General features: G+C 64.1%; 25 protein-coding genes. 7 read left to right on the top strand and 18 right to left on the bottom strand.

The window, feature by feature from the left end:
* Positions 1-158: 158 nt before the first annotated feature.
* Entirely contained in the window at positions 159-3,443 is a 3,285-nt protein-coding gene (locus ACNEOT_RS13360; RefSeq protein ID WP_415974503.1) for a hypothetical protein, read from the top strand.
* Positions 3,444-3,537: 94 nt separating this feature from the next.
* Here ACNEOT_RS13360 and ACNEOT_RS13355 read toward each other — a convergent pair whose 3' ends face one another.
* Together ACNEOT_RS13355 and ACNEOT_RS13350 are read right to left on the bottom strand one after the other, a co-directional pair.
* Positions 3,538-5,112 carry a hypothetical protein gene (locus ACNEOT_RS13355; protein ID WP_415974502.1) on the bottom strand — a complete coding sequence of 525 codons (1,575 nt, stop codon included), beginning with the start codon at positions 5,110-5,112 and terminating at the stop codon, positions 3,538-3,540.
* Positions 5,113-5,244: 132 nt separating this feature from the next.
* Positions 5,245-5,811 carry a hypothetical protein gene (locus tag ACNEOT_RS13350; protein ID WP_415974501.1) on the bottom strand — a complete coding sequence of 189 codons (567 nt, stop codon included), beginning with the start codon at positions 5,809-5,811 and terminating at the stop codon, positions 5,245-5,247.
* Between ACNEOT_RS13350 and ACNEOT_RS13345 the strand changes: the two genes are divergently transcribed.
* Positions 5,801-6,277, top strand: coding sequence for a hypothetical protein (locus tag ACNEOT_RS13345; RefSeq protein ID WP_415974500.1), 477 nt, complete (start codon positions 5,801-5,803; stop codon positions 6,275-6,277). The two genes, ACNEOT_RS13350 and ACNEOT_RS13345, sit on opposite strands and share 11 nt — an antisense overlap.
* Before the next feature lie 109 nt (positions 6,278-6,386).
* On the opposite strand, the gene ACNEOT_RS13340 is transcribed toward ACNEOT_RS13345, so the two are convergent.
* The 6 genes from ACNEOT_RS13340 to dxr all read right to left on the bottom strand — a co-directional run bounded on the left by ACNEOT_RS13340 (position 6,387) and on the right by dxr (position 13,636).
* Complete coding sequence (locus tag ACNEOT_RS13340) at positions 6,387-7,070, bottom strand: hypothetical protein (protein ID WP_415974499.1); 684 nt, start codon at positions 7,068-7,070, stop codon at positions 6,387-6,389.
* A 108-nt stretch (positions 7,071-7,178) separates the two neighbouring features.
* Positions 7,179-8,969 (bottom strand): penicillin-binding transpeptidase domain-containing protein, encoded by a 1,791-nt coding sequence (locus tag ACNEOT_RS13335; RefSeq protein WP_415975145.1) that lies wholly within the window; start codon positions 8,967-8,969, stop codon positions 7,179-7,181.
* A gap of 86 nt (positions 8,970-9,055) precedes the next feature.
* On the bottom strand, positions 9,056-9,892 hold the full coding sequence (locus ACNEOT_RS13330; protein ID WP_415974498.1) for a GNAT family N-acetyltransferase: 837 nt from the start codon (positions 9,890-9,892) through the stop codon (positions 9,056-9,058).
* Between the two features lie 122 nt (positions 9,893-10,014).
* A complete protein-coding gene (ispG, locus tag ACNEOT_RS13325) occupies positions 10,015-11,178 on the bottom strand; it encodes a flavodoxin-dependent (E)-4-hydroxy-3-methylbut-2-enyl-diphosphate synthase (protein WP_415974497.1) in 1,164 nt (387 codons plus the stop codon).
* Between the two features lie 37 nt (positions 11,179-11,215).
* Positions 11,216-12,436: a M50 family metallopeptidase gene (locus ACNEOT_RS13320; protein ID WP_415974496.1), complete on the bottom strand. Its 1,221-nt coding sequence runs from the start codon at positions 12,434-12,436 to the stop codon at positions 11,216-11,218.
* Between the two features lie 6 nt (positions 12,437-12,442).
* On the bottom strand, positions 12,443-13,636 hold the full coding sequence (gene dxr, locus ACNEOT_RS13315; protein ID WP_415974495.1) for a 1-deoxy-D-xylulose-5-phosphate reductoisomerase: 1,194 nt from the start codon (positions 13,634-13,636) through the stop codon (positions 12,443-12,445).
* A 69-nt stretch (positions 13,637-13,705) separates the two neighbouring features.
* Between dxr and ACNEOT_RS13310 the strand changes: the two genes are divergently transcribed.
* Entirely contained in the window at positions 13,706-14,227 is a 522-nt protein-coding gene (locus tag ACNEOT_RS13310) for a DUF1990 family protein (protein WP_415974494.1), read from the top strand.
* A gap of 18 nt (positions 14,228-14,245) precedes the next feature.
* On the opposite strand, the gene puuE is transcribed toward ACNEOT_RS13310, so the two are convergent.
* Complete coding sequence (gene puuE / locus ACNEOT_RS13305; RefSeq protein WP_415974493.1) at positions 14,246-15,205, bottom strand: allantoinase PuuE; 960 nt, start codon at positions 15,203-15,205, stop codon at positions 14,246-14,248.
* Positions 15,206-15,360: 155 nt separating this feature from the next.
* Between puuE and ACNEOT_RS13300 the strand changes: the two genes are divergently transcribed.
* Positions 15,361-15,630, top strand: a complete 270-nt coding sequence (locus tag ACNEOT_RS13300; RefSeq protein WP_415974492.1) for a DUF2631 domain-containing protein — start codon at positions 15,361-15,363, stop codon at positions 15,628-15,630.
* Positions 15,631-15,634: 4 nt separating this feature from the next.
* On the opposite strand, the gene rlmN is transcribed toward ACNEOT_RS13300, so the two are convergent.
* Positions 15,635-16,786: a 23S rRNA (adenine(2503)-C(2))-methyltransferase RlmN gene (rlmN, locus tag ACNEOT_RS13295; RefSeq protein WP_415974491.1), complete on the bottom strand. Its 1,152-nt coding sequence runs from the start codon at positions 16,784-16,786 to the stop codon at positions 15,635-15,637.
* A 126-nt stretch (positions 16,787-16,912) separates the two neighbouring features.
* Here rlmN and ACNEOT_RS13290 point away from each other — a divergent pair, with 126 nt between their 5' ends.
* Entirely contained in the window at positions 16,913-17,332 is a 420-nt protein-coding gene (locus tag ACNEOT_RS13290; RefSeq protein ID WP_415974490.1) for a LapA family protein, read from the top strand.
* Between the two features lie 106 nt (positions 17,333-17,438).
* A complete protein-coding gene (locus ACNEOT_RS13285) occupies positions 17,439-18,281 on the top strand; it encodes an HpcH/HpaI aldolase/citrate lyase family protein (protein WP_415975143.1) in 843 nt (280 codons plus the stop codon).
* Between the two features lie 43 nt (positions 18,282-18,324).
* On the opposite strand, the gene ACNEOT_RS13280 is transcribed toward ACNEOT_RS13285, so the two are convergent.
* The 6 genes from ACNEOT_RS13280 to rpsB form a co-directional block, all read right to left on the bottom strand.
* Positions 18,325-19,056, bottom strand: coding sequence for a class I SAM-dependent methyltransferase (locus ACNEOT_RS13280; RefSeq protein ID WP_415974489.1), 732 nt, complete (start codon positions 19,054-19,056; stop codon positions 18,325-18,327).
* 5 nt (positions 19,057-19,061) lie between these two features.
* Positions 19,062-19,961 (bottom strand): phosphatidate cytidylyltransferase, encoded by a 900-nt coding sequence (locus ACNEOT_RS13275; protein ID WP_415974488.1) that lies wholly within the window; start codon positions 19,959-19,961, stop codon positions 19,062-19,064.
* A gap of 51 nt (positions 19,962-20,012) precedes the next feature.
* Positions 20,013-20,570, bottom strand: a complete 558-nt coding sequence (gene frr, locus ACNEOT_RS13270) for a ribosome recycling factor (RefSeq protein ID WP_415974487.1) — start codon at positions 20,568-20,570, stop codon at positions 20,013-20,015.
* Between the two features lie 55 nt (positions 20,571-20,625).
* Complete coding sequence (gene pyrH / locus ACNEOT_RS13265) at positions 20,626-21,354, bottom strand: UMP kinase (RefSeq protein ID WP_032397808.1); 729 nt, start codon at positions 21,352-21,354, stop codon at positions 20,626-20,628.
* A gap of 175 nt (positions 21,355-21,529) precedes the next feature.
* A complete protein-coding gene (tsf, locus tag ACNEOT_RS13260; protein WP_415974486.1) occupies positions 21,530-22,354 on the bottom strand; it encodes a translation elongation factor Ts in 825 nt (274 codons plus the stop codon).
* A 159-nt stretch (positions 22,355-22,513) separates the two neighbouring features.
* Positions 22,514-23,401 (bottom strand): 30S ribosomal protein S2, encoded by an 888-nt coding sequence (gene rpsB / locus ACNEOT_RS13255; RefSeq protein ID WP_415974485.1) that lies wholly within the window; start codon positions 23,399-23,401, stop codon positions 22,514-22,516.
* A 341-nt stretch (positions 23,402-23,742) separates the two neighbouring features.
* On the opposite strand from rpsB, the gene ACNEOT_RS13250 reads away from it, so the two are divergent.
* Positions 23,743-24,249 carry a M23 family metallopeptidase gene (locus tag ACNEOT_RS13250; protein ID WP_415974484.1) on the top strand — a complete coding sequence of 169 codons (507 nt, stop codon included), beginning with the start codon at positions 23,743-23,745 and terminating at the stop codon, positions 24,247-24,249.
* 33 nt (positions 24,250-24,282) lie between these two features.
* Here ACNEOT_RS13250 and ACNEOT_RS13245 read toward each other — a convergent pair whose 3' ends face one another.
* Together ACNEOT_RS13245 and ACNEOT_RS13240 are read right to left on the bottom strand one after the other, a co-directional pair.
* Positions 24,283-25,527: a MinD/ParA family ATP-binding protein gene (locus ACNEOT_RS13245; protein WP_415974483.1), complete on the bottom strand. Its 1,245-nt coding sequence runs from the start codon at positions 25,525-25,527 to the stop codon at positions 24,283-24,285.
* A gap of 108 nt (positions 25,528-25,635) precedes the next feature.
* Positions 25,636-26,562 carry a tyrosine recombinase XerC gene (locus ACNEOT_RS13240; RefSeq protein WP_415974482.1) on the bottom strand — a complete coding sequence of 309 codons (927 nt, stop codon included), beginning with the start codon at positions 26,560-26,562 and terminating at the stop codon, positions 25,636-25,638.

Raw genomic sequence — 26,562 nt, 5'->3', positions numbered from 1 at the left:
CCAAAAGTGCAGTTTCGAGGCTTCGTTCTCCACCAGCCCGGAGCATATCTATGCTGGTCAAAGGCCAAATCACAAGTTGAGTCGACATTTGCGGCAGCAAAGCTAGGATGCTCCAGGGGCATGCCGAGGCATGTGGATACGCACAAGCGGAGGGTGTATTGGCAGAACTAGATCGGCGAACGAGATTTGCTACGGAGCTCAAAGACCTCAAACTGCGGATCGGCCGACGGGTCTCGAACCAGCAGATCATCGAGCGCGCGAATGAGATTCTGTTAGCCGATCATCAACGCAATTTGAACAGCGACAAAGCACTTCGTGCCACGAAGCCCAAACTCATGCCGTCGAAACTGCCGCCTCCAAAGCCGATAGGCAGCCGGCGGGCCTTGGAAGGTTGGCTCAACCAGGGGAAGATTCCGTCGTGGGACCATCTGTGGGCGGTGGTCCGCGCCGTCGCTGGTTTCGCTGAACTTGGCCATGCGCAGATCGAAAGCAAGTGGCGCAGACTTCACGCCGAAGCGGCACAAACGCCGCGCAGCCAGGCCTCAAATTCAGCCGCCGAAGGCCACAGAGGTATCTCCGCGTCGCCCTACATTCTGGAGCCGGTGGTGCCAGCGCCGCAGAACTTCGATGTCGATTGGCTCCTTCAGCAACCAAGCCGGGTTCTCGACGCGAGAAGTCAGATCGTCAACTTCGGCGGCCGACTCGCCGAGATGGCCAGACTGATCGATTGGCGTGATTCGGAGAGAAACGGGCTGTCAGTTCGACTGCTACACGGCCCAGGTGGACAAGGTAAGACGAGACTGGCACACCATCTAGCCGACGTGTCGCGTAAAGCGGGGTGGACAGTCGTGGCAGCTCGGCTAGTTCATGGACTTCGAGACCATCCGCACACCGTTGAAGATGCGCACGAACCCTCGAACAAGCTCCTCTTAGTGGTCGACTACGCCGACAGATGGTCACACACAGAGCTTTTGACGCTCTTTTCAGACCCGTTACTGCGAGGGGAAAGGGCGCGCGTCTTACTTGTTGGGCGCAGTGTCCAGTGGTGGCCGGCCATGCGGGGAGAACTTGCCGAGGCATACGCAACTGCCGACGAACAGCAGCTAGATGCCTTAGCTCCCTCGATTGTCGAACGTGAGGCAGAGTTCACCCGAGCTCGCGACCGCTTCGGCGAGCTGTTCGGCGTCCAGGATCTCGGGGTAATCAAGCCTCCGCGTCCGCTCACGGGGCCAACTTTTGATCTTGTTCTTTCGCTTCACATGGCTGCGCTCGTCGCCGTCGACGCGAGCATTCGAGGGCAGACGCCCCCGACTGAACCAGCGGGTCTGGCCGCGTACCTCCTCGATCGGGAATACATGAACTGGCGTCGCTTATACGGCACCAGAACACTCGGAGAAGAGTTCGAGACTCCCCCAACAATCATGGCCAGAGCCGTCTTTACAGCGGTCTTGACTGGCGCGGTCCCCTACCAAGTAGCAACCGACGCCTTGACGGCGGCCGCGTTGACTCCCTCGATGCGAATTCTCTCGGATCACCGGGTCTGCTACCCGCCTGTCGACCGAGCACTTACACTTGAGCCGCTCTTCCCCGACCGCTTGGCGGAGGACTTCCTTGCGCTCCTGACGCCCGGACATGAAGTGAGTGGGTACGATCCAGATCCCTGGACCACGGACCTATTGACAAAGTTGCTTGCTGCAACAGGTGCAGACAGTGTCCCGTCCTTCGCTGTTCGTGCCACGACTTTCCTCGCCGCAGCAGCCGTGCGCTGGCCTCACCTATCGGGCGTTGTATCCGACTTAGTTCGCACGCATCCGATGACGGTATTGAACTCCGGAAATACAGCGCTAACGACCGTGGCGGAAATACCTGGGCTAGATACATCAGCTCTTGAGGTGCTAGTGAAGAACTTCCCGTCAGATCGTAATGTGGATCTCGATCCTGGAATTGCAGCTATAACCGAAAGGTTTGTTCAACATAGACTGACTTTTACAGATGATCCACTCAAACGCATCACGCTCTATCAAACACTTGGCGGTCGCCTCTACTCAGCGGGCCGCTACGAGGATGCGCTCGCAGCCGTACGGCGAGCGCAATCCCTGATTGAAGGGTCAGCGCCTCCAGACGTCGAGTATCAGTCGGCGCTTGCCGGGATCTACACAAACATCTCCGTTTATTTAGCTAAACTGGGCCGAGATAAAGAAACACTCGAAGCATCGAAATCTGCGCTTGATCTCTATCGAACACTAGCCTTGGTCGACCCAGCCATCTATACACCCGACGTCGCCATGGCGCTCCATAACTACTCCGTCGATCTCGCAGATTCTGGACAATACGAGGATGGGCTACGAGCTGCGAAGGAGTCGCTGTCGATCTACCAGGAACTAGCACTTAGCGATTCAGAGGAATACGAACCGGATGTAGCGCTAGGTTTTTATAATGTCAGTGTAAAATTAGCCCGATTAGGACATTCCGAAGAAGAGTTCGAGGTTGCACAACAAAGTCTCGAAATGCACCGCAAACTCTACAAATCCAACCCACAGAAGCACGCTTCGGAACTGGCTCTTGCCCTACAGGGTGCATCGATAACGCTCTCAACTATGGGCCTACGTTGGGAGGCACTGGCCCCCGCTAGAGAGTCTCTAGAGCTATACCGAACCCTTACGCAAACAAATCCGACAGCTTTCGAAGAAGACCTCGCCGACGCGTTAACCACTCTCGGAACACGATTGGCGGAAATTGGCCTTTTCGAGGAGGCGTTCACAAATACTGACAAGGCTCTGAGCATTTATCGTCACCTGGAGTCCATTGGATACAGGGAACAATACACGCTCAGTTTAGCGCATACCCTCGTGAATCACGCCTGCCAGTTAGACAATCTGAAGAGATTCGAGCCGGCATTTTCGTCCGCCAAAAGCGGACTCTCCCTTCTGAGGCGATTAGCTCCCATTGAAGAGGCGCGCTTCGGCGGCGTCTTCGGCTGGTCACTGCAAATCGCAGGCGAGATTGCCTGTAATATGAAGAGGTTTAACGACGGCCTCCCTCTCCTTCGAGAGGCTATCGTTGTACAGCGACAATTAGCAACAGAGCGTCCACTCCGATACGAATCGCAGCTTGCTGATTCGCTAACAATACTAGGAAAGGCGCTCTCGGGGGCAGGCGAAGCCTCTGACGCGTTCGACGCTATTGATGAGGCCCTGGGAATCTATAGACGCCTGATGGCCAGGAGATCGCGTGCATACAGCGCCGATATAGCTACATGCCTTTCCTTCTACGGCGAGCTGCGATTAAATTCCGGCTACCAGCTGCACGAAGCCCTTGTCGCGGTCGGTGAGTCAATCGATATTTTGGAGAAGCTGACGGAAGAAGTACCGCTTCTATTTGCAGACAGACTTAGTGAAACACGCCAGCTATACCTCCAAATTAGTAATTCCCTAAGCGGATAGCCGCCACTACTAGACAAATTTTCAGTACAGATGGGTCCGATTATCCGATCGGTGGACAGCAACTACAGGCCGTGTTCGAGATCGATTCCCCGATTCAGGTCGACGTCCGGTGGGGTTTGTCTGCGCGTCGTGGATTCAGCCGTTGACTGATCAGTCGACACCGAGGGTGCACTGGCGAGAGAACGTGCACGTGCAGCGGCTTCGCGGTCCGCATCTCGCAGAATCTCGGTGTCGCGTCGTTGATCGATGATTCCCTCGACGGGTCGAGTGCCGTTGATCGCCGAAGCAGCGACGTCGGTTTCGCGGCGTAGGCGCTGCTCGACCGCTGCATGTTGGCGTGCCGTGAGCTTCTGTCGGCGGCGGCGAGCATGTTCGGCGATGGCGGCATCGAACATTCGGCGGCGGCGCGGTCGGCAGCGCGGCGGATCAGATCAGCTGCCCTCGTCGAGATCTCGGGCCACTCACTCGTCTCGGCCTGGACACGTCCGGCTGCGTCGCGGGCGGCGCGTTGGGTGTCGCGGACCTGGTGTGCGAGGCGTTCTTTCCGTAGTCGTGCGTCGTCGACGGCGGGTTCGAGGGTTTTCCGGTCGCGACGTTTTGCGGTCGACAGCTGCTCGGCGAGTGTGGTGTGTTCGCTGCGTGCGGCCTCGTGTTGTGCGGTGACGCGGCGTAGTTCGGTGTCGAGTTCGCGGGCTGCTGTGATCGCTGCGGATTGCTCGTCGAGTCGGGCGTAGAGCTTCTCGGTGTCGGCGACGACGGTGGGTTCGGTGCGGGATCGTCCGGCGCGGTCGACGAACGCGGTCAGCTCGGCGTCCGGGACGAGCCGGATCGGGTCTCGTTCCATCTTCGCGAGCAGAGCGGCGTCGGCCGGCGAGAGCACCGGCTGCGGCTCTGGTGCAGGCTCGGTGGCATCCTCTACTACCAGCTCTGTCGGGGCCGTCTGATCGAGCTGCTCGACTGCGTCGGCTGCTGGTGCGTCGACGACCTCGACGGATGCCCACACTTGCGTCGACGGGGTCGGGGTGTCGGTCATCGCTGCACGCTGTGCTGCTTGTTCGGCCCGCCACAGCATCGCTTCGGTGCGGTCGACGTCGGCCTTGAGCTCGGCGAGGGCGGCGAGGTCGATGCTCTCGTCCGCTAGGCGTGCGGTGGTGACGTCGACGGCGGTGACTTCTCCCCCGTCGGAGGCAGTGACGCGCTCGTATTCGGCGGCGGCGGCGTGTGCGCGGGTGCGGGCGGCGGTCGCGGTGTCGTCGACGAATCCGGCGAGCCAGATCTCCCAGTCGAGGCCACGTTGAGCGAGGGCGCGGGCATCGTCGTCGTCCCCGGCGGCCGCGACGTCGGCGGCGACTGCGGGCCCGATGACGGTGTCGATGTGATGCCAGAGCGCTTCGGCCTCGAACTCGCGGTCGGTCCATTTCTGGCGGGTGTCTAGCATCGCGATGCGGGCGGGGCGTTGCTGGTCGGCTCGCTCCTGCAGCTCGGCGAGCATCGTGCGGGCATGGAACTGTGCGGGGCTGGTGCCGTCGGAAATCCGACTAAGCAGCTCCCGGTACCTGGTTTTCGCGTCGTCGAGATCTGCGGTGAGCAGTCGTACTCGTTCGTCGGTGGTCACCGTCGGGTACGGCAGCTCGATCGTCTCGATCTGCGAACGCAGTGCATCCCACACGTCGGCTTCGGCGTCGCCAGCAACGGACTCGACGACGTCGGCACCGGGGTACTGGTCGTACCCGCTGTCGTACTCCGGTAGTGGCGCTTGGTCGTAGTCGACGGGGGCGTCAAGTGCGTCGAGGGAGGCGAGTTAGTCGGCGTCGCTGGCCAGCGGGATTGTCGGTGCGGCTGCGTCGACTGCTGCTGTGGGTGCGTTGACCGGTGCCGGGAGGTTGTCCGGATTGGCGAACTCGGCCGGCAGCACGTCGGCGGTGGTGTCGCCAATCGTCTCGTCGAGTGGGGCGAGGGCTTCTTCGTCCTCGATCGACAGCGGTTCGACGGTGGGCGGGGTGTAGGTGCGAGCGAGGTGGTTCTCGCGCACCAGCATCTCGGCCCGCCACGTCAGGGCGGTGGCGAGTTCGTGGGCTGGGAAGGTGACACCGTGATCGACGGGGTCGATGCCTCCGTGCAGGAACTCGTACGCGGTCCCGAGCAATTGCCCCGGTGTCCACAGGGTTGGGTCGCCGTCGAGCGCGGCGACGGAGAGTAGACCGGACAGTCGCCACCACAGTGCGGCAGCGCGCAGCTCGTCCGGCAACGGCGAGGTGGCAAGCGAGTCGCGGACGAGGGTGTGGACTTCGATTCCGGCGCGCGGCGGCGGCGGGGAGTCGGTCGGCGAGGATCGGGAAGTACGGATCGCGGGCGATGTGGGTGTCAAGTTCGTCGACGAACGGACGCCACCGGGCGACGGCATCGTTTCCGGTCTCGATCACCTCGGCGGCGCGGCGGTCGAGACTGCGTTGCGCTTTCACCGAGGCGGCGGCGAGCTGCTCCGGTCCGGTCGGACGCCGGTCGGCCGGGTCGACGTCGTGTGCGGCGCGGAACACCGCGAGATCGGTGAGCAACTTGAGGTCGGGTTCGGCGGCGAGCTGCTCCGGTCCGGTCGGACGCCGGTCGGCCGGGTCGACGTCGTGTGCGGCGCGGAACACCGCGAGATCGGTGAGCAACTTGAGGTCGGGTTCGGCGGTGAGCAGCGGCCGCGCCCACACCGGCGCAGTCGTCGGTGTCCACGTGGCGACGTCGGCGGCGATACGTTCGCGGTGCGCCGCCACCAGTTCCTGGCGGGCGTCGAGGTAGGCACCCCACTCGGGAAGATCGTGTACCGCTTTCGGGATGGCGGGTAGCCACGGCAACGCCCCGGGGGCGGAGGAATGCTTGCCGCTGGGGTCCAGTCGCCAGTCCAGCACTGCGGCCCTATCGAGAGCGGTATCGAGTTCGCGCGAGCGGACGGCGCTACGCAGCGCCCCGACGGGATCGCGGCCGTGTGCACCGAGGACGGCCAAGTGTCCGCGCAGGGTCGGCCACGCGGGCTCGTCGGTCAGACCCGGTGCTTCCTCTTCGGCGGCCACGTCGATCGCGGCCATCACCTCCGGGCCAAGGTGCACTTCGGAGCCGGTGGCCACCGAGTAGTCGTAGGCTTGCGCAGCCAGCGAGGAATTGAGGTGCGAATCGTCGGCTTCGGCGAGAGTCGAGTGCGCCGAGACCTGTGCGCCGTCGCGCCGCAGAATCTCGCGGAGGTCGTCGACAGCGGTCCGGGGGAAGCATTCCGCGTTCGGTCATCGCGGTGCGCATGTCGCCGTCGGACGCGGTCGCCAAGTACAGGGGGTTGGCTTGCTCGCCGCGGGTGAGTCCGACGTAGGCCAGCTGGCGGGTTTCGTCGCCGGTGGCCACGACGTGGCAGATATCGGCGGTCGAGCCCTGTGCAGAGTGCACCGTTCCGGCGTAGCCGAGTTCGGTGGCGGACTGCACGTAGTCGGGTGACAGGGTGACGGTGCGGCCGAGTTCGATATGCCGGACCCCCAGCGAGCCATCCCGGCCGACTTTCTCGACGATCCAGCGGTCACCGTTGCGGACCCAGTCGGTCTTGGACAGGGCGGTGACGGAGGCTGAGACGTGGAGATCGAGGCCGCCGGGCATGCCCGCATTGTCGACGATGACGTGAGCACTCTCACCGGATGTCGGTGTACCACTGCGGAACAGTGGCCGAACGGCCCTCACACAAGTCTGGGCGATGACGACAAACGGTCAGTACCCGGGCGGCAGTTGCTCGAACATCTCGCGGGTCACCGCGACTGCGTTGTCCGAGCTGCCACCGCGCACCACCAGTGTGGCGAAGGCGATATCGCCTCGATAGCCGACGAACCAGGAGTGCGAGCCGCCGTCGACCTCCGCCTCGCCGGTCTTTCCGTAGACCTCGCCTTGGTCTGCGATGCGCTCGGCCGTTCCGCTGGTGACCACGGAACGCATCATCCCGCGCAGTCCGTCCACCATCGCAGGCTCGATCGGGGGATGATCTCCGGTGATCACCGTGTCGCGCCCGACCAACAGGTTGGGCACCGGCGTAGAGCCGTGCGCCACGGTCGCTGCGGCCAGCGCCATCCCGAATGTCGACACCACCACTTTGCCCTGCCCGAAACCGTCCTCGGTGCGCTGAACCAGTTCCTCGGCCGGGGGCACCGAACCGGAGTCCGTCGGCAGTCCGACGACGTCGTAGTCGGGCCCGACGCCGAACTGCGAGGCCGCGACGGTCAATGCGTCGGGTTTCATCTCGCTGGCCAACTTGGCGAACGAGGTGTTGCACGATCGGGTGAACGCGGTGCTCATCGTCACGTCACCGAGTGCGAACTCGTTGTAGTTGGGCACACTGCGCTCGCCGATCTCGATGCGACCGGGACAGGGGACGGTGCTGCCCGGGGTCGCAAGACCGCCGGAAATGGCGGCACCGGCGGTGATGATCTTGAACGTCGAACCGGGTGGGTAGAGACCTGCGGACGCCACCGGCCCGTCCCGATCGGCGGCCGGATTCTGTGCCACTGCAAGAATCGCACCGGTCGACGGCTGAATCACCACGGTCATCGCCTGCTCGACCCGAGCGTTCACGGCTCGCTGTGCGGCGACCTGAATGTTGCGATCGAGGCTGATCGAGAAGGACGGAGCGGGCTCCGGTGGCGTGTCGGTGAGAACGTCGACGTCGACGCCGTTGCGGTTCGTGGTTACGACACTCCAGCCGGCCTTGCCGTCGACCTCGTCGATGACGGCCTTCTTGACCTGGCCGACCAGGTCCGGTGCGAACGTGGGGTCGGTGGACACGAGATCCGATTCGTCGCGTGCCGTGACGCCGGGAATCTCCGTGAGTGCAGCCGAGATGGGCTGATAGTCGCTCTCACGCAGAAGGGCCACCGGATAGTCCCCATCGACGGACGTGGCCGACTCCACGATCGACTGAGCGGTGATGGACGCATCGAACGGCGTCAGCAACGTCGACAGCGCCGTCGCCGACGCCACCACGTTGTTCGCATTCGCCGCGTCGAACGTGATTCGGTGCACCACTCCGGGCACCAGCACATCGGTCCCGGACCGCTCGTTGACGCGGGCCCGCGGGGCGGCCGTCGAACGCAGAGCCATCGTCTGGGTATCGCCCAGCTCGGGGTGGATGTCCGAGGCCGTCCAGCGCACCACCCACTTGCCCTCACTGCGGCCCATGTTCAATTGGCCGTCGTACGTCCACACCCGGTCCTTGGGTAACTGCCACCGGTAGGTGTAACCGACCGTCGCCGTATCACCCTCGACCCGCACGGAGGTCGTCTCGGCATCCAACGCTTCGGCCTGCAGATTGGTCCAAGTCTCGGTCAATGCAGTGGCCGCCGCGTCGGGCTTGTCGGTGTCCGCGGCCGCGTCGGCGATGTTCTTCGATTCGAATGCGGCAAGAAAAGCCTGCGCGGCCGGCTCTGGGCCGTCGGGCTTCGGGGTACATCCGGCAATGGACGCGGCAACGATCACACCGATCGCCGTGACCGCACCCATTCGACTTCGCATGTCGGTTGCACCACGTGATCTCATTGCGCCCCATCGTAATAGGGCGCGCCCGCCACCCGTGGCTACGAAACGCGGTTCGCGACAACCTAATCGAGCAGCACGGTGGTGAAGGTTGCCACCTGGGTCAGTCCGATCTTCGCGTAGGCCCGCCGAGCGACGTAGTTGAAACTGTTGACGTACAGACTGGCGGTTCTCCCCTGCCGGACCACCGAATTCACCACGGCCGCGGTACCGGACGCGCCGAGACCGTGCCCCCGCTGATCGGGATGAACCCACACTCCCTGAATCTGCCCCACCGTCGCCGACTGCGATCCGATCTCGGCCTTGAACACCACCCGCCCGTCCTCGAATCGGGCCCATGCACGTTGCGCTGCAATCAGACTCGAGATCCGTCGCCGGTATCCGCGGCCGCCGTCGTTCTGTCGTGGGTCGACTCCGACTTCCTCGATGAACATCGCCACGGCCGCGGTGAGATAGACGTCCAGCTCCTCGGGTCGTACGAGGCGTACGTGCGGATCGGGCGTGATGGACGACCGGACGGACGTTGCCAGCAGCGGTTGCTCACTCCGAACCTCCCGCGCGGGGCCCCAGTCGGTCTCGAGCATCTCCCACAGCGGCAGTGTCAGCTCGGCTCGACCGACCAGGGAGGAACACAGTCGTGGGCCACGGCACGCGCGGTCGGCGAAAGACCGCAGATCGTCGCTCGATCCGAGCAGAGGGACGAGGTTCGCACCGTAGAAACACAACGACTCGTCGGGGCCGCCCCTGCTCCACATCTCACCGTGGAACGACCTGGGATCGAGTCCCGACTCCTGCACGCGAGCGGCGACCATGCAGGTAGCGACCGGGTCGGCGTCGAGCACCCGAAGCACGTGGGCAGCGTCTCGATTTCCGAGAGGCTTCGCACCGAGGAGCTTGAGCACCTACCGACCTCCTGACCCACCTACCGCATACACACCGACCGAGCGTGTACCGAATCATTCCAGAGAACCTGTTCCCCCGGTGGCAGAGCGGCAAACCGGACACCGAACAGGCGCAAACCCGCTCAGCTGACCGTCACGACCGGCGCACCGCCGTCTGCCGTCTCATCCTTGTCGTATTCCTCGGCAATGCGCATTGCTTCCTCGATCAAGGTCTCCACGATCTGTGCCTCCGGCACCGTCTTGATGACCTTGCCCTTGACGAAGATCTGGCCCTTGCCGTTGCCCGACGCCACGCCGAGGTCGGCATCTCGCGCCTCACCCGGACCGTTGACGACGCATCCCATGACGGCGACGCGTAGCGGAATCTCCATGCCCTCCAAGCCGGCGGTGACCTCGTCGGCGAGGGTGTACACGTCGACCTGCGCGCGCCCACACGACGGGCAGGAGACGATTTCGAGCTTGCGAGGACGCAGGTTCAGCGACTGCAGAATCTGGTTGCCGACCTTGATCTCCTCGGCAGGCGGTGCCGACAGCGAGACGCGGATGGTGTCGCCGATTCCCCGCGACAGCAATGCGCCGAATGCGACCGCGGACTTGATGGTGCCCTGAAATGCAGGCCCGGCTTCGGTCACGCCGAGGTGCAGCGGGTAGTCGCACTGAGCGGCCAGCTGTTCGTACGCCGCAACCATGACCACCGGGTCGTTGTGCTTGACGGAAATCTTGATGTCGCCGAAGCCGTGCTCCTCGAAGAGCCCCGCCTCCCACAGCGCTGACTCGACGAGCGCTTCCGGCGTCGCCTTGCCGTACTTCTTCATCAGGCGCGGATCGAGCGATCCGGCGTTGACGCCGATACGAATGGGGATGTTGGCGTCACCGGCCGCCTTGGCGACCTCCTTCACGCGGCCGTCGAATTCCTTGATGTTGCCCGGATTGACGCGAACCGCGGCGCAGCCGGCATCGATCGCCGCGAAGATGTACTTGGGCTGGAAATGAATGTCCGCGATCACCGGGATCTGGCTCTTCTTGGCGATGATCGCCAGCGCGTCGGCGTCGTCCTGTGTGGGGCACGCCACACGAACGATGTCGCAGCCCGATGCAGTCAGCTCGGCGATCTGCTGCAGCGTGGCGTTGATGTCGTGTGTCTTGGTGGTGCACATCGACTGCACCGAGATGGGACTGTCGCTGCCCACTCCCACCGTTCCGACCTGGAGTTGCCGCGTCTTACGGCGAGGTGCGAGTACGGGCACCGGCGGTGCCGGCATTCCCAATCCGACTGACACGGTCACAGTGGCCTTCTTTCCTAGCTACGACTGACGAGTCTACTTAGAACAATTGAATCGGGTTGACGATGTCCGCTGTGAGCGTCAGCAAGGAGAACCCGATGAAAACGACGATGACCACGTAGGTGACCGGCATCAGTTTCATGTAGTCGACGGGCGCACCATCCGGCAGGCCGCGACGGTTGCGGAAGATGTTGCGGATTCGCTCGTAGATCGTCACGGCGATGTGACCACCGTCGAGCGGCAACAGCGGCACGAGGTTGAACGCGCCGAGGAAGAAGTTCAACGACGCCAACAACCCGACGAACGTCGCCCAGTTGTTGGTTTCTGCGGCCTGGCCGCCGATGACACTGGCACCGACGACGCTCATCGGAGTGTCCAATCCGCGCTCGCCGCCGAAGATCGACTCCCACAGCGCCTGCACCTTGGTCGGCAGTTGCACGAGCGCTTTGCCGGTCTGGACGAAGATGTCCCCGGTGAAGGCAAACGTCTCCGGGACCGCCTCGATTGGGTTGTAGCGAATGTTCGGAGGGGCAATCGTGGAGCCGCTGACACCGACCGCGCCGACGGTCGTGGACTCCTTGGCTCCGGTGTCCGGGTCGGTGACGTAGCGCTGCACCTCGGTCACGGGAATCGTCAGATCGATCGACGATCCGTCCCGTTCGACCGTCAGATCCACAGATCCTGACGATGCCTGCACGGCCTCGACGACGTCGGACCAGTACTGAGCCGGCTCACCGTTCACGGCGGTGATCACATCGCCCTTACGGAGCCCTGCTTGCTGAGCAGGGCTGACCCCCGAACAGGGTGCGAGGTCGCCGTTCTCGGTCTGGGTGGGCGCGATGCACACGACGTCGCTGACCTGGACTGTCGGAGGAGTCACTCGATCGGGCGTGCCCCAGCCGAGGACCAGGCCGTAGATAAGCACGATTCCCAGAATGAAGTTCATCGCGATGCCGCCGACCATGACGACGATGCGCTTCCATGTCTTCTGGCGGTACATCGCGCGCTCGACCTCGTCGGGTGCGAGTTCGTCGATCGCCGTCATTCCCGCGATGTCGCAGAATCCGCCAGCCGGTATGGCCTTGAGCCCGTATTCGGTCTCACCGCGGCGGAAGGAGAAGACCTTGGGGCCGAATCCGATGTAGTAGCGGCGAACTTTCATGCCGAGCGCTTTCGCGGTCCACATGTGTCCCGCCTCGTGCAGTGCGATCGACACACCGATGCCGACGGCAAACAGCACGACACCCAGAGCGAACAGCATGTGAGTCTAAAGGCCCTTCTGTTTCAGGAGCTCGCGCGCATGTGCGCGAGCCCAGGAATCCGCCGCGAGGACGTCGTCCACGGTAGTCGGAGCTGCCGACCAGTCTCCGCTGCCGGCGCTGAGCACTGCACTCACGGTCTGCACGATCTGCGGAAATTCGATGCGTTCGGCCAGGAACGCCTCTGCCGCAATCTCGTTGGACGCGTTGTACACCGCCGTCATGCAACCTCCGAGAATTCCGGCCTCGCGGGCCAGTTGGACGGCGGGAAACACGCGATCGTCCAGCGGCTCGAAGTCCCAGGAGAATGCTGCGGTGAAATCGAGGGCGCGCGCCACATCGGGTACGCGATCGGGCCACCCGAGCGCCAGTCCGATCGGCAGCTTCATGTCCGGCGGGCTGGCCTGCGCGATGGTCGATCCGTCGACGAACGTGACCATCGAATGCACGATGGACTGCCGATGCACGGTGACGTCGATTTTCTCGTAGGGCACCCCGAACAGCAGGTGCGCTTCGATCAGCTCGAGCCCCTTGTTGACCAGGGTCGCCGAGTTCAACGTGTTCATCGGTCCCATCGACCAGGTGGGATGCGCCCCGGCCTGAGCGGGAGTCACCGATGTCAGTTCCGATTCGCTCCACCCCCGGAACGGCCCGCCCGACGCGGTGAGGACAAGTCGGTCCACTTCGCCGCGCTCACCACTGCGCAGGCACTGCGCCAACGCAGAATGTTCCGAGTCCACCGGAACGATCTGCCCGGGCGCGGCGGTCGCGAGAACGAGTTCGCCGCCCGCCACCAGTGATTCCTTGTTGGCCAATGCCAACCGGGCTCCGGTCTTCAGCGCCGCCAACGTCGGTTCGAGTCCGAGCGAACCCACCAAGGCATTGAGCACGACATCGGCGGGCGTCGTCTCGACCAGGTCTGTCGCCGCGCCAGGACCGCTCAGAACGCCGGGAAAATCGAGTTCGGCGGCCGCATCGGGGTCGGCGACGGCCACTCGTTCGACTCGGGTCTCGGCGATCTGACGGCGAAGCAGGTCGATGTTGCCGCCGCCTGCCGCCAGGCCGACCACGACGAAGCGGTCGGGATTCGCAGCGATCACATCGAGCGCTTGGGTGCCGATCGAACCGGTGCTTCCCAGCAGCAGCACACGAATTGGCTCGGGGCGATCTGCGGTGTTCGTTCGCACGCGGTGGTCTGACACCGGTCCATTGTTGCCTACCGAGTCTGAGAAACTCCTATGCGAGCCGTAGTTGCTGGCACGCTGGAGGTCATGGACGTCTCGAAGTACCGCACGACACCGTTCAACTACGCCGATGTGGGGGCATCGAAAGGCACGTTTCCGGCGGGCTACCACCACTTGGCCAGGTCGCGGGTGATCGGATCCGGGCTAGAGGACTTCGTTGCGGCGGCCGATGCCCTCATGCAGTGGAACATGCACCGCGGCGCGGGCCTGAAAGTCCATGCCGGTAGCGACACCGCGGTGCCCGATGCCGTTGTCGTTCTCACCCTCGGTCCGGTGCGCATCCCGTGCCGAGTCGTCTACGTCATCGACGAGGCGAACCGACAGGGCTTCGCCTACGGCACGCTCGACGGCCATCCCGAATCCGGCGAGGAGCTGTTCTACATCGACTACTCCCCCGCCGACCACACCGTCACCGCACACATCTCCGCGTTCTCGAGACCGGGGCGCTGGTACACCAAGCTCGGCGGTCCGGTGGGACGGCGCGTGCAGGCTCTGTTCACCGACCGTTACCTGACTGCGCTCGCGAAAGCCTGCCGGTCGCCGCACTGATCGAGAGAACTCGCCGAGTCAGGGAGCCGGCGGGTGTACGGCGCGCCAGTGCTCGGCAATGTCGATTCGCTTTGCGACCCATACCTTTTCGTGTGATTGGACGTGATCGAGGAAGCGTTCGAGAGCGGCCATGCGAGCCGGCCGGCCGACCAGCCTGCAGTGCAATCCGATCGAGAGCATCTTGGGGCTGCCGTTCTCCCCCTCGGCGTAGAGCACATCGAACGCATCTCGCAGGTGCGCATAGAACTCGTCACCGGTGGAGAAACCACCCGGTGAGGCGAATCGCATGTCGTTGGTGTCGAGGGTGTACGGCACCACCAGGTGATCGACCACCTCGCCGCCCCGAGGCACCTTCACCCAGTAGGGCAGGTCGTCGGCATAGGAATCGGAGTCGTAGACGAACCCGCCGTGCTCGACGACGAGCGACCGGGTGTTCGGTGAGTCGCGTCCGGTGTACCAACCGAGCGGGGCCGAGCCGGTGAGCCCGTGCAGAATTGCCACCGCCTCGGCCATGTGCTCGCGTTCGACGTTCTCGTCGATCTGCTGATAGGACAGCCACCGCAGTCCGTGGCAAGCGATCTCGTGGCCCAGCTCTGCCAGTGCGGCAACCACTTCCGGGTTTCGCTCCATGGCCTTGGCTACGGCGAACACGGTCAGTGGCAGGTCGCGCTTCTCGAACGCCCGCAGCACCCGCCACACACCCGCCCTCGACCCGTATTCGTAGAGCGACTCCATACTCATGTGGCGATTCGGAAATGCCTGTGCCCCGATCATTTCCGACAGAAACGTCTCTGATTTGGTGTCGCCGTCGAGAACATTGTTCTCGGACCCCTCTTCGTAATTGAGAACGAACTGCACGGCGATGTTCGCCTCACCCGGCCAACACGCGTGCGGCGGGGTGCGGCCGTACCCCACCATGTCGCGCGGGTAGCCGAGCGGAAACTGATTCAGAGGATGGGGAAGGCGCTCGGACGTCATCGCCGCAGTCTCTCATCGAAGCCGCGACTCTCGCTGGGTGAGCCGGTCACCCTGGTGGCTACGACGCGCGGTCGTATGCCAATATTGTCCGAACGCGGCAGTCTCGACGCCCCGTGCAGGACGACTACGAGAATTCATCCCGAAAGGACCGACCGGTGGCAAATACCGAACTGGAATCCGCTTCGTACGACCCGGTCGTCGATACCCGTCACGAGGTGCCGGAGGTGCCCTCCGCTGAGTGGGGGTGGAGTGGTGAATCGAACAAGGCGATGCGGGTGGCCGCCATCGTCGTCGCAGCGTTCCTGCTCTTCATGATCATCGGCAACCACACCGGCAAGGTCGAAGACCTGTGGCTGATCGGATTCGCCGTCGTGCTGGTCGGGCTCGTGGTACGGGACGTCATCGTCCGCCGCAAGCCCCGCTAGAGGCTCAGTTCTCGGCGGCGAGCTGACCACACGCCGCCGCGATCTCCTGGCCGCGGGTATCGCGGACGGTGCACGAGACCCCCTGCGCGATCACCCTGCGGACGAACTCTCGTTCCACCGGCTTCGGGCTGGCGTCCCATTCGCTACCCGGCGTCGGATTGAGCGGGATCAGGTTCACGTGGACCCGCGAACCCAAAGCCTTGTGCAATTTCTTGCCCAGCATGTCCGCTCGCCACGGCTGGTCGTTCACGTCTCGAATCATCGCGTACTCGATGGACACCCGTCTCCCGGTCTGGTCGGCGTAGTACCGCGCTGCCGAGAGCACCTCTGCGACGGACCACCGATTGTTGACCGGGACGAGCGTGTCGCGGAGTTCGTCGTCGGGCGTGTGCAAAGACACTGCCAGAGTGACCGACAATCCCTCGTCGGCCAGCTTGCGAATCGCCGGTGCCAAACCGACCGTCGACACGGTGACCGAACGCTGTGAGAGTCCCAGACCGTCGGGTGCGGGCGAGACGATCTTGCGCACCGCCGCGACGACGCGTTTGTAGTTGGCCAGCGGCTCGCCCATCCCCATGAACACCACGTTCGACAGTCGGCCTTCACCGCCGTGGACAACGCCGTCGCGCAGATCGGCCGCAGCCGCACGGACCTGATCGACGATCTCGGCAGTCGACAGGTTCCTCGTCAGACCGGCCTGACCGGTCGCGCAGAAGGGACAGGCCATTCCGCACCCTGCCTGACTGGAGATGCAGAGCGTCGCGCGATCCGGGTACCGCATCAGAACACTTTCGAGCAAAGTCCCGTCGTTGGCCTTCCACAGTGTCTTTCGAGTGTCACCGTCGTCACATGCCAGATGCTTGATGGCGGTCAGCAGAGTCGGAAACAGGTCGGCTCCGACCTTCTCTCGTGCCTCGGCGGGAAGGTCCGTCATCTTCGTGGTGTCGGCCTCGAGACGACCGTAATAGTGCCGGGCCAACTGGTCGGCTCGAAATGCGGGCAGGCCCAGAGCCTTCACCGCGTCCCGAAGACCCTCTTTGTCCAGGTCGGCGAGGTGGCGCGATGGCATGCCGCGGCGCGGCGCAGTGAAGACCAGCGGCAGACTCGGCCTCTTCTGCTCGGTCGGGCTGTTCGTTGCGTCGGCGGCCTCACTCATGTGTCCATTGTCCACCCGTTCCCCTCGCAGTCCTATTCGCGTCGGTTTCGACCGTTACCCGACGGGTATCGACGAGGTGGCCGAATGCACGTGCATTCGGCCGATACGTGCGAAAGGATCATCGACATGGCCCCCAGATCAGACGACAGCCACGAGAGCCCGCTGGACACATCGAAGGCGGTCCACCCCGGCGATCACGCCGCCTCGGGCGACCTTGCTCCGATCACCACTCCGGATTCGGACGGTCACTCCGCTCCCGACCCCGAGTACACCCAGGAGCCACAGGCAAACACGTCGACCGACATCGCCCACACCCGCACCGCCGCCCTGTGGACCGGCCTGGTGGTCGGAGCCGTGGTCCTGGTCGTTCTCCTCGTGTTCATCGTGCAGAATCTCGACTCTGTCACAGTGCAGATCTTCGCCTGGCAGCTCGATCTACCGTTGGGCATCAGCATGCTCCTGGCCGCGATCGCGGGCGCACTGGTGATGGCGATGGTCGGCGGAGCTCGGATTCTTCAGGTGCGTCGCGCAGCGAAGAAGAAGTAGCGGCACCGATCGTGAACACTATGTACAGAAGCTGGCGCTGACCGACTGAATCGATCAGGCTCAGGGGTGCCCCACTTCACTCGAGGAGCATGACGTGACAACTTTCATGGAGACACCAGTGGCATCCGGCGTTGCCCCCGATCGCGCACGGTCCTGGCTGTTGGTACCGGCGACCAAGCCCGAGACCTTCGGCGACGCAGTAGTCTCGGGAGTCGATGCCGTCATCCTCGACATCGAGGACGCCGTCGCTCCGGCCAGGAAGCCTGCCGCACGCGAGGCCGTTGTTCGGTGGCTCGGTGAAGGCAACTCCGCCTGGGTCCGCATCAACGATGCGACAACCCCGTACTGGGCCGACGACCTCGCCGCACTGTCCGGACTCCCCGGTCTCGTCGGTGTCATGCTCGCGAAGACGGAGAGCGGGGGTCAGGTCGAGGCCACCGCTGCTCGCCTGGCACCCGGCACGCCGATTCTGGCCCTGGTGGAGTCGGCGATGGGCCTCGAAGCAGCTACCGAGATCGCGCGCGCCGATTCGACGTTCCGTCTCGCCTTCGGTAGCGGTGACTTCCGTCGCGACACCGGCATGAGCGACGACCCGCTGGCTATGGCCTATCCCCGCTCGCGACTCGTCGTGTCCTCGCGCGTAGCGCGCCTGCCCGGACCCATCGACGGACCGACGCTGACGGCCAACGACAGCATCCTCGGACGCGACGCGGCCCTGACGTTGTCGATGGGTATGACGGGCAAGCTCTGCATGCATTCCGAGCAGGCTGCCATCGTCAACCGCGAACTGGCCCCGTCACCCACCGATGTCTCCTGGGCTCGCGACGTCATCGATGCTCTCGGTGCCGACGGAGCGCACGTCAAGGATGGCAGCGACCTGCCACGCTTGGCTAAAGCGCTCAAGATCAACGAACTGGCCGAGATCTTCGGAATTTCCGCCGCCTCCTGACGCCGTCCGCGGCCGGGACGCGTCGGACGAGTCACCTACCGGCTCAACGCAACTCGATCCCGGTCGGCTTGTACCGGACGTGCATTCGATACCGCACGTCGAACGAAAGGCCGTCGATTGCCGTCATGGCGTAACGCGCAACTCGTGGTCCGAATTCGATTCCCAGCACATCGCGCAGGGTGCGTCGACTCGGAAACGTCCACCTCGTGTCCACGCGGGTGAGCGCGAAACCCTGCGCTTCGAAAAACGCCTCGACCCTCGCCGGGTCGTAGTGCGGGAGGTCGGCCCGCATCCAATCCCCGTACGGCGACGCGGTCGCGTCCAGATCCACTACGACCAGCGCGCCGCCGGGCTCGAGCACACGCATGGCCTCGGCGATTCCCGGCCCGCACCCCGGTCCGAAGAAGTACGCGGTGCGCGCATGAACGACGTTCACGGACGCGTCGCCGATCGGGAGCGAATCCGCCTGCGCAGTCTTCACCTCGACGTTCGATAGATCGGCCACTCGCGCTCGCGCCGCGACCGCCAGCGGCTCGTGCGGCTCGATGCCCACTACCCGTTCGGCGTCGGCCGCGAAGACAGGTAGATGGAAACCGCTGCCGCAGCCCACGTCCACGACCGTCTTCGACGTCCAATCCGCGACCGAGCGGATCGCATCGAACACTGCACCGTCGACGTCCTGAGCGCGGTTCTCCGCCTCGTACAGATGTGGCCAATGCCAGATATTGGGACTGGGAATCACCCCCGTGTCATCGCCGCGCACGTCTGCGAGCACTCGGCTCAGAGGAGCACGGTGAACACGAGCCATGCCACGAAGGCCGAGGGCAGCAACGAGTCGAGCCGGTCCATGATGCCGCCGTGCCCTGGCAACAGGGTGCCCATGTCCTTGATGCGGAGATCGCGCTTGACCTGTGATTCGATCAGGTCCCCCAGGGTTCCGGTCACCACCAACACCACGCCGAGCAGAATTCCGATCAGCGAGTTGGCTTCGAGAATGAGCGTCACCGTCAGCAGACATCCGATGATGCAGAAGATCAGCGACCCGACGAGCCCCTCCCAGGACTTCTTCGGGCTGATGGCGGGGGCCATCGGGTGCTTTCCGAACAGCACACCCGCGATGTAGCCGCCGATATCCGAACACACGACACCGATGACGAACACCAGGATGCGACCTGCGCCGTTGTCCTCGAGCACCATCAGCACAGTGAACGACGCCAGCAGGGGCAGCCAACAGGCGACCAGGACAGTGACCGAAAGTTCTTCGAGGTAGTTCTTCGGTGCCGTGCCGAATCCCTGCCGCAACAGCAGCCACACCATACAGACCACGATGGTGCCGACCGCTGCGCTGAGCACACCGGCAGTCCCGAACGGCCAGCCGAGCCAGATCATTGCCTGACCACCCAGAATCAAGGGTATGCGCGGCACGAGCACGCCACCCTCGCGCAGGCGCTTGGAGACCTCGTACGTGGCGACGGCCAATGCGACGGCCACCACACCGATCCACACCAGGGGCACGAACACCAGGACGAGAATCAAGCCGATTCCCAAGCTCCCGCCCACGCCGATCGCAGCGGGCAGATTGCGGCCGGCCTTGCCTGCGGACTTCGCTGCGGCGACCCCGGACGGACCGACGGGCGTACCGCTGCCCTCCTGCCGATCCGGTCCCACCACTGTCGTCATCTCCTCGAAATTCATCGTCTTCTGTCGTGAAAAGCAGCCACCGAGGTCAGGTCAGACCTCCATCAGCTCGCCCTCTTTGCGCTTGACGAGTTCGTCCACGGAGGCGGTGTATTTGGCGGTGGTCTTGTCGAGGTCGTTCTCGGCGCGGACGACATCGTCCTCGCCCGCCTCGCCGTCCTTCTGGATCCGCTTGAGCTCTTCCATCGTCTTTCTGCGAACGTTGCGAATCGACACCTTGGCGTCCTCGCCCTTGCCCTTGGCCTGCTTGACGAACTCGCGGCGCCGTTCCTCGGTCAACTGCGGAACTCCGATGCGAATCAGGTTGCCGTCGTTGGTGGGATTGACGCCCAGATCGGAGTTTCGGATAGCGGTCTCGATCGGCCCGAGCTGACTCGACTCGTACGGCTTGATGACCACCAGACGCGCCTCGGGGACACTGATGCTGGCCAGCTGAGTGATCGGCGTCGGAGCACCGTAGTACTCGATGACGATGCGGGAGAACATTCCGGGGTTGGCACGTCCGGTGCGAATCGAGGACAGATCGTCACGCGCAACCGATACGGCCTTTTCCATCTTCTCTTCGGCATCGAAGAGAGCTTCGTCAATCACGATCTGTCCTCCATCGTCTTCGTCTTCGATTCGCTCGCGTACCTGTCGGCAACGATCACGACGTGACCAGCGTGCCGATCTTCTCACCGGACACAGCGCGAGCAATGTTTCCCTGAATCAACAAATTGAACACCAGCATCGGCATCTGGTTGTCCATACACAGGCTGAAGGCAGTCGCGTCGGCAACCTTGAGTCCCTGTTCGATCGCCTCACGGTGCGTGATGGTGTCGAACATCGTCGCATCGGGGTCCAGGCGCGGGTCGGCCGAGTAGACGCCGTCGACAGCCTTGGCCATCAGCAACACCTCGGCCCCGATTTCGAGCGCGCGCTGTGCAGCTGTGGTGTCGGTGGAGAAGTACGGCATTCCCATGCCGGCTCCGAAGATCACGACGCGACCCTTCTCCAAGTGCCTCCGCGCGCGGAGCGGGAGATACGGCTCTGCGACCTGACCCATCGTGATTGCGGTCTGCACCCTGGTGGCAACACCTTGCTTCTCCAAGAAATCTTGTAGCGCAAGACAATTCATGACGGTGCCGAGCATGCCCATGTAATCCGAGCGAGATCTGTCCATTCCGCGTTGCTGTAGTTCCGCACCGCGGAAGAAGTTGCCACCACCGATCACCACGGCGACCTGAACGCCCGTGGCCACCACCTCGGCAATCTGTTCGGCAACATTGTTGACGACATCCGGATCGAGACCGACCTGGCCGCCGCCGAACATCTCCCCACCCAGTTTGAGCATCACGCGTCGGAACCCGGGACGGTCAGGGGCCGGATCGGTCATAGCTCTCCTCGGTACTCGTCGAACACTACGGTTTACTCTCGATCATCCTGCCCTATCGAGGCCCGAGCGGTGGACAGGGCTCGGCCCACACACCGACATGCCCTGCGCACGAGCGATGCCGCCCACTCGATGGAATCGAATGAACGGCATCGCCTGGACCGAACCGGTGTGCAGACTAGCTGGCACCGACCTCGAACCGAGAGAAACGCGTGATGGTCACACCGGCCTCGTCGAGAATGGCCTTGACGGTCTTGTTGCCGTCCTGCACGGACTTCTGCTCGGTGAGAACGACATCCTTGAAGAAGCCGTTGACGCGACCTTCGACGATCTTCGCCAGTGCCTGCTCCGGCTTGCCTTCTTCGCGGGCGGTCTCTTCGGCGATGCGACGCTCGGCGGCCACGAGGTCCTCGGGGACCTCGTCACGCGTGACGTACTTGGCCTTGAGCGCAGCGATCTGCATAGCGGCAGCGCGAGCGGCTTCGCCAGCGGCGTCGCCGTCACCTGTGTACTCCACGAGCACGCCGACCGCAGGCGGCAGGTCCGCGCTGCGCTTGTGCAGGTAAGTGGCGGTGTTGCCGTCGTAGGACACGACTCGACGCAGCTCGAGCTTCTCGCCGATCTTTGCCGACATCTCGTTCAGAGCCGTCTCGACCGTCTTGCCGTCGAGATCGAGTGCCTTCAACGCGTCGACGTCAGCAGGCTTGCCCGCCGCCGCCACCGTGGCGACGGATGCGGCGAAGGTCTGGAACTCGTTGTTCTTGGCGACGAAGTCGGTCTCGGAGTTGATCTCGACGAGCACTCCACCCTCGGCGACGACGAGGCCCTCGGCGGTGTTGCGCTCGGCACGCTTGCCGACATCCTTTGCACCCTTGATGCGCAGGTGCTCGACAGCTTTGTCGAAGTCGCCATCGGTCTCGGCGAGCGCGTTCTTGCAGTCCATCATTCCGGAGCCGGTGAGCTCACGGAGCCGCTTGACGTCGGCGGCAGTGTAGTTCGCCATCTTGGGCGAGCCTCCTCAAGTGCTGGGTACGGGGCGGGAACGAAAAGCTGTTCTCAGGGCACGATCAACAGGGCTCGCTGCGAAGCGAGCGCGGTGACAACCCTGACACACCGAAGCGGCCCCGGCCCACCCCTCAGGGTGAACCGGGACCGAATTCGATCAAGCCTGAGCGGCCGGTGCTTCCTCGGCTGCCGGGGCATCGGCCGCGGGGGCCTCTGCTGCCGGTGCGTCGGCCGCGGGGGCGTCGGCTGCGGGAGCCTCTGCTGCCGGTGACGCCTGAGCAAGCTGCTCGAGCTCCCACTCGGCGAGGGGCTCGCCTGCGCCGACCTCGGGCTTGGCGTCGGATGCAGTGTTCTGACCTGCTCGCGCCTGCACGCCCTCGGCGACTGCGGATGCGACGACCTTGGTCAGCAGCGCAGCGGAACGGATCGCGTCGTCGTTGCCCGGGATCGGGTAGTCGACCACGTCGGGATCGCAGTTGGTGTCGAGGATCGCGATGACCGGGATGTTCAACTTACGAGCCTCGGCAACTGCGAGATGCTCCTTGTTGGTGTCGACGATCCAGATGGCCGACGGAACCTTGGACATGTCCCGGATGCCACCGAGGGTGCGGTCGAGCTTGGTCATCTCACGCGTGAGCATGAGGATTTCCTTCTTGGTGCGTCCCTCGAAGCCGCCGGTCTGCTCCATTGCCTCGAGCTCCTTGAGGCGGACGAGGCGCTTGTGGACCGTCTGGAAGTTGGTGAGCATGCCACCGAGCCAGCGCTGGTTCACGTAGGGCATGCCCACGCGGGTTGCCTCAGCGGCGATCGACTCCTGTGCCTGCTTCTTGGTGCCGACGAACAGAACCGTGCCATTGTGGGCAACGGTTTCCTTGACGAACTCGTAGGCCTTGTCGATGAAGGTCAGAGTCTGCTGCAAGTCGATGATGTAGATGCCGTTGCGGTCGGTGAAGATGAATCGCTTCATCTTCGGGTTCCAGCGACGGGTCTGGTGTCCGAAGTGTGTGCCGCTGTCGAGCAGCTGCTTCATTGTTACTACAGCCATGGCTGAAGAACTCTCTTTCGATGGTGCGGTTGACGCAGAGTGTCGGTGACCTCTGCCCTGGCGGCCGCTGAAGTTGCCGGACCTGAAAATCGCGAGATCTCAGGACCGCCGGCAACCGGTTCTCGTATCGGTGATGCCGAAGCAGTCGATTCGATGATGCGGACGCGCGAAGTCGACCCGTGCACGCACAGGCCGCAGTGACGAGTGTAGACCTGCCGCACTCCCCGTCATAACCAGGCCCGACTGTCAAGAGAATCCGATGCCTGTGGACAAAGAATCCCGTTCTCCACAAATCTCGTGCGGTGTCGTTTCTGCGCTCGAGTTCGCGAGATGGTCGACAGGTGAACACTTCGCCCGTACGGCGCGCACTGACGGTGTGCCTCGCGGCCGCAGTCGCGGCCTCGACCTCGGTGGCATCCGCCGATCCGGGCCGATTCGACTGGCCACTGCAACCGAAGCCCCGCGTCGTCACCCCGTTCGACCGACCGGAACACGACTGGTTGCCCGGCCATCGTGGCGTCGACCTCGCCGCCGAGGAAGGCCACGCGGTGCTGGCCGTCGCCGACGGGACGGTGGTGTTCGCGGGCTCGGTCGCCGGCAAGCCCGTCGTGTCGGTGGATCATCCGGGCGGCCTACGATCGACGTACGAGCCGGTGGCGGCCTCGGTTGCCGCCGGCACACGGGTTCGGCGCGGATCGGTGCTGGGTTCGCTGGCGTCGGGGCACGAGAGTTGTCCATCGACGTGCCTGCACTGGGGCATCAGACGTGGACGCGAGTATCTCGATCCCACCGCGCTGGTCCGGGTGAGTCCGATCAGGCTCAAACCACTCGACGAACCGCCGCGGTGACCGTCGACGCTGTGGTCTTCGACGCTGTGGTCTTCAACGCTGTGGTCCGGAGTGTCTTCCCGATGCGGCCGGGAAGTCGTCGGCCACCATCGCGGCCAATTCGACGAACGCACTTCTGGTCTGCGGACGCAACAGGTCGAGATCGACTACCGCACCCTCCGCCAGGTGCTCGTCGAACGGAACCACGAGCACGGCGCGACAGCGCTCGAGGAAGTGTTGCCGAAGCAAATTCATGTCGACCGCCGACGAGCCGGGCCGAACCGAGCTGATCACCACGACGGTGCGCTCGACCAGGTGTCCGTAGCCGTGCAACTCCAACCAATCCAACGTCGCCGCGGCGCTGCGCGCACCGTCGACCGCCGGTGAGCTGACCAGTACCAGCGCATTCGCCAGTTGCAGCACCCCGTTCATCGCCGAGTGCATGATTCCGGTACCGCAGTCGGTGAGGATCAGGTTGTAGTACACCTGCAGCATGTCGATGACGGCCCGGTAGTCCTCTTCACCGAACATCTCCGATGCCGCGGGGTCGCGCTCTCCGGCCAACACTTCGAGTCGACTCGGTGCCTGCGACGTGTGCTCGCGAATGTCGGAGTAACGACGGATGTGCGGTGCGGCAGCCAGCAGGTCGCGGACCGTCGACGACGTCTGACGCGGAACTCGCTCGCCGAGGGTGCCGAAGTCGGGGTTCGCATCGACGGCGATGACACAGTCTCCGCGCAGCGACGCAAACGTCGAGCCGAGACCGAGGGTGGTCGTCGTCTTGCCGACGCCACCCTTGAGCGAGAGAAACGCGATTCGGTAGTCGCCGAGCACCGGTTGCCGGATGCGTTCGACCTGGTTGCGGTATCGCTCTTCCGCTGTCGACTCGCCCGGATTGATCACACCGCCGGTGAGCCGGTGTACTCCCCGCCGCCAGCCGGAGTTCGATGCACGTTTGGGTCGCTTGAGCAGCGAATCCGCGCCGAGGTCTTGACTGTTGGGTCGATACGCGTTGGGTGCGCCCGCCCACGGCTGCGACGACCATCGGTCCGGGTACGGCTGGACGTCCTCGGTGTGCGGCTGTGCCGGCTGATATCGATCGGGTTGCGAGACCGGCGGACCGGGCTCGAGCGGTACCGGCGGGCTGTAGCGCGGCGGCACCGGCAGTCGGTCGGCGGTGTCGGGTGTCTGCCAGGGTGGTGGCTGCCGCGGCGACGTGCGGGCGGTGGACTTCGGATCCGTCGACAGGGGCCTGTCGGCGTTGCCTCGTGAGTGGTCCGAGCCGTTACGGACATGCATCGACCGCGGCTCCGAAGTACCTTGCGGTCGGTCGCGGTCCACGGTCCCCCGTATTCGGTGTAGTCAGTCGCGACGACGCTACCAAACGTTGGGCCGACGACGCTCGGCTCATGCTCGAGGATGAGCCTGATCGTGTACCGCCCGCAATCGCTCCACCGACACGTGCGTGTAGATCTGGGTTGTCGCCAGAGAGGCGTGTCCGAGTAGCTCCTGCACCACCCTCAGATCGGCTCCTCCTTCGAGGAGGTGGGTCGCCGCTGTATGACGCAGGCCGTGCGGGCCGAGGCTGGGGCCACCCGGGACGGCCTCGAGCACCGCGTGAACTGCCGTCCTGGCCTGCCGTTGGTCGAGCCGTCCACCTCGACGCCCGAGCAGAAATGCAGCACCGGATCGATCACCTGCCAGTTCGGGTCTTCCGCTGAGCAGCCAGTTCTCCACCGCCTGCGCTGCGGGCACGCCGTACGGCGCAGAGCGTTCCTTGTTGCCCTTGCCCACTACGCGGATGAGGCGACGCTCGGTGTCGACGTCGTCGATGTCGAGTCCGCACAGCTCCCCTACACGCACCCCGGTTGCGTACAGCATTTCGACGATCAGCCTGTCTCGCAACGCAATCGGGTCGAGCTCGGCCGCACCCGATTCGGCTGCGGCCAATGCCAGAGCCGCCTGACTGTGGCGTAGAACACCGGGCAGCGTGCGATGGCTCTTCGGTGCCGCCAGGCGTTCCGCAGGCGCTGTCTTCACCGCGCCGACCCGTTCGAGCCATTTGCCGAAGGTCCGCGCAGACGAGGTTCGCCTCGCCATGGAGGTTCTGGCCGATCCCGACGCCGAGTGCGTCGCCAACCACGAGCGCACCGTGCGAAGGTCGAGGTCGGCGATCGTCGCATCCGGCGAGGACTCCGCTAGATGCTCCAGCAAGGAGCGAGCATCGGACACGTATGCGCGGATCGTGTGTTCCGAACGTTCGCGACCGAGTCGAAGGTGCTCGGCGAACTCCTCGACGTGAATGCCGAGGTGAGGCGGCAACGAATCGGTCAT

Origin of the sequence: Rhodococcus sp. 077-4 (assembly GCF_047782425.1) — a bacterium.
Taxonomy (GTDB): Bacteria; Actinomycetota; Actinomycetes; order Mycobacteriales; family Mycobacteriaceae; genus Rhodococcoides.
This window is presented reverse-complemented; position numbering and strand designations above follow the sequence as displayed.

Excerpts from the sequence above, each read along its gene's own strand:
- ACNEOT_RS13340 (WP_415974499.1), bottom strand. The coding sequence starts at position 7,070 with ATGCCCGGCGGCCTCGATCTCCACGTCTCAGCCTCCGTCACCGCCCTG.
- ACNEOT_RS13335 (WP_415975145.1), bottom strand. The coding sequence starts at position 8,969 with ATGCGAAGTCGAATGGGTGCGGTCACGGCGATCGGTGTGATCGTTGCC.
- ACNEOT_RS13320 (WP_415974496.1), bottom strand. The coding sequence starts at position 12,436 with ATGCTGTTCGCTCTGGGTGTCGTGCTGTTTGCCGTCGGCATCGGTGTG.
- ACNEOT_RS13310 (WP_415974494.1), top strand. The coding sequence starts at position 13,706 with ATGGACGTCTCGAAGTACCGCACGACACCGTTCAACTACGCCGATGTG.
- puuE (WP_415974493.1), bottom strand. The coding sequence starts at position 15,205 with ATGACGTCCGAGCGCCTTCCCCATCCTCTGAATCAGTTTCCGCTCGGC.
- rlmN (WP_415974491.1), bottom strand. The coding sequence starts at position 16,786 with ATGAGTGAGGCCGCCGACGCAACGAACAGCCCGACCGAGCAGAAGAGG.
- ACNEOT_RS13290 (WP_415974490.1), top strand. The coding sequence starts at position 16,913 with ATGGCCCCCAGATCAGACGACAGCCACGAGAGCCCGCTGGACACATCG.
- ACNEOT_RS13285 (WP_415975143.1), top strand. The coding sequence starts at position 17,439 with ATGGAGACACCAGTGGCATCCGGCGTTGCCCCCGATCGCGCACGGTCC.
- ACNEOT_RS13275 (WP_415974488.1), bottom strand. The coding sequence starts at position 19,961 with ATGACGACAGTGGTGGGACCGGATCGGCAGGAGGGCAGCGGTACGCCC.
- pyrH (WP_032397808.1), bottom strand. The coding sequence starts at position 21,354 with ATGACCGATCCGGCCCCTGACCGTCCCGGGTTCCGACGCGTGATGCTC.
- tsf (WP_415974486.1), bottom strand. The coding sequence starts at position 22,354 with ATGGCGAACTACACTGCCGCCGACGTCAAGCGGCTCCGTGAGCTCACC.
- rpsB (WP_415974485.1), bottom strand. The coding sequence starts at position 23,401 with ATGGCTGTAGTAACAATGAAGCAGCTGCTCGACAGCGGCACACACTTC.
- ACNEOT_RS13245 (WP_415974483.1), bottom strand. The coding sequence starts at position 25,527 with ATGCATGTCCGTAACGGCTCGGACCACTCACGAGGCAACGCCGACAGG.
- ACNEOT_RS13240 (WP_415974482.1), bottom strand. The coding sequence starts at position 26,562 with ATGACCGATTCGTTGCCGCCTCACCTCGGCATTCACGTCGAGGAGTTC.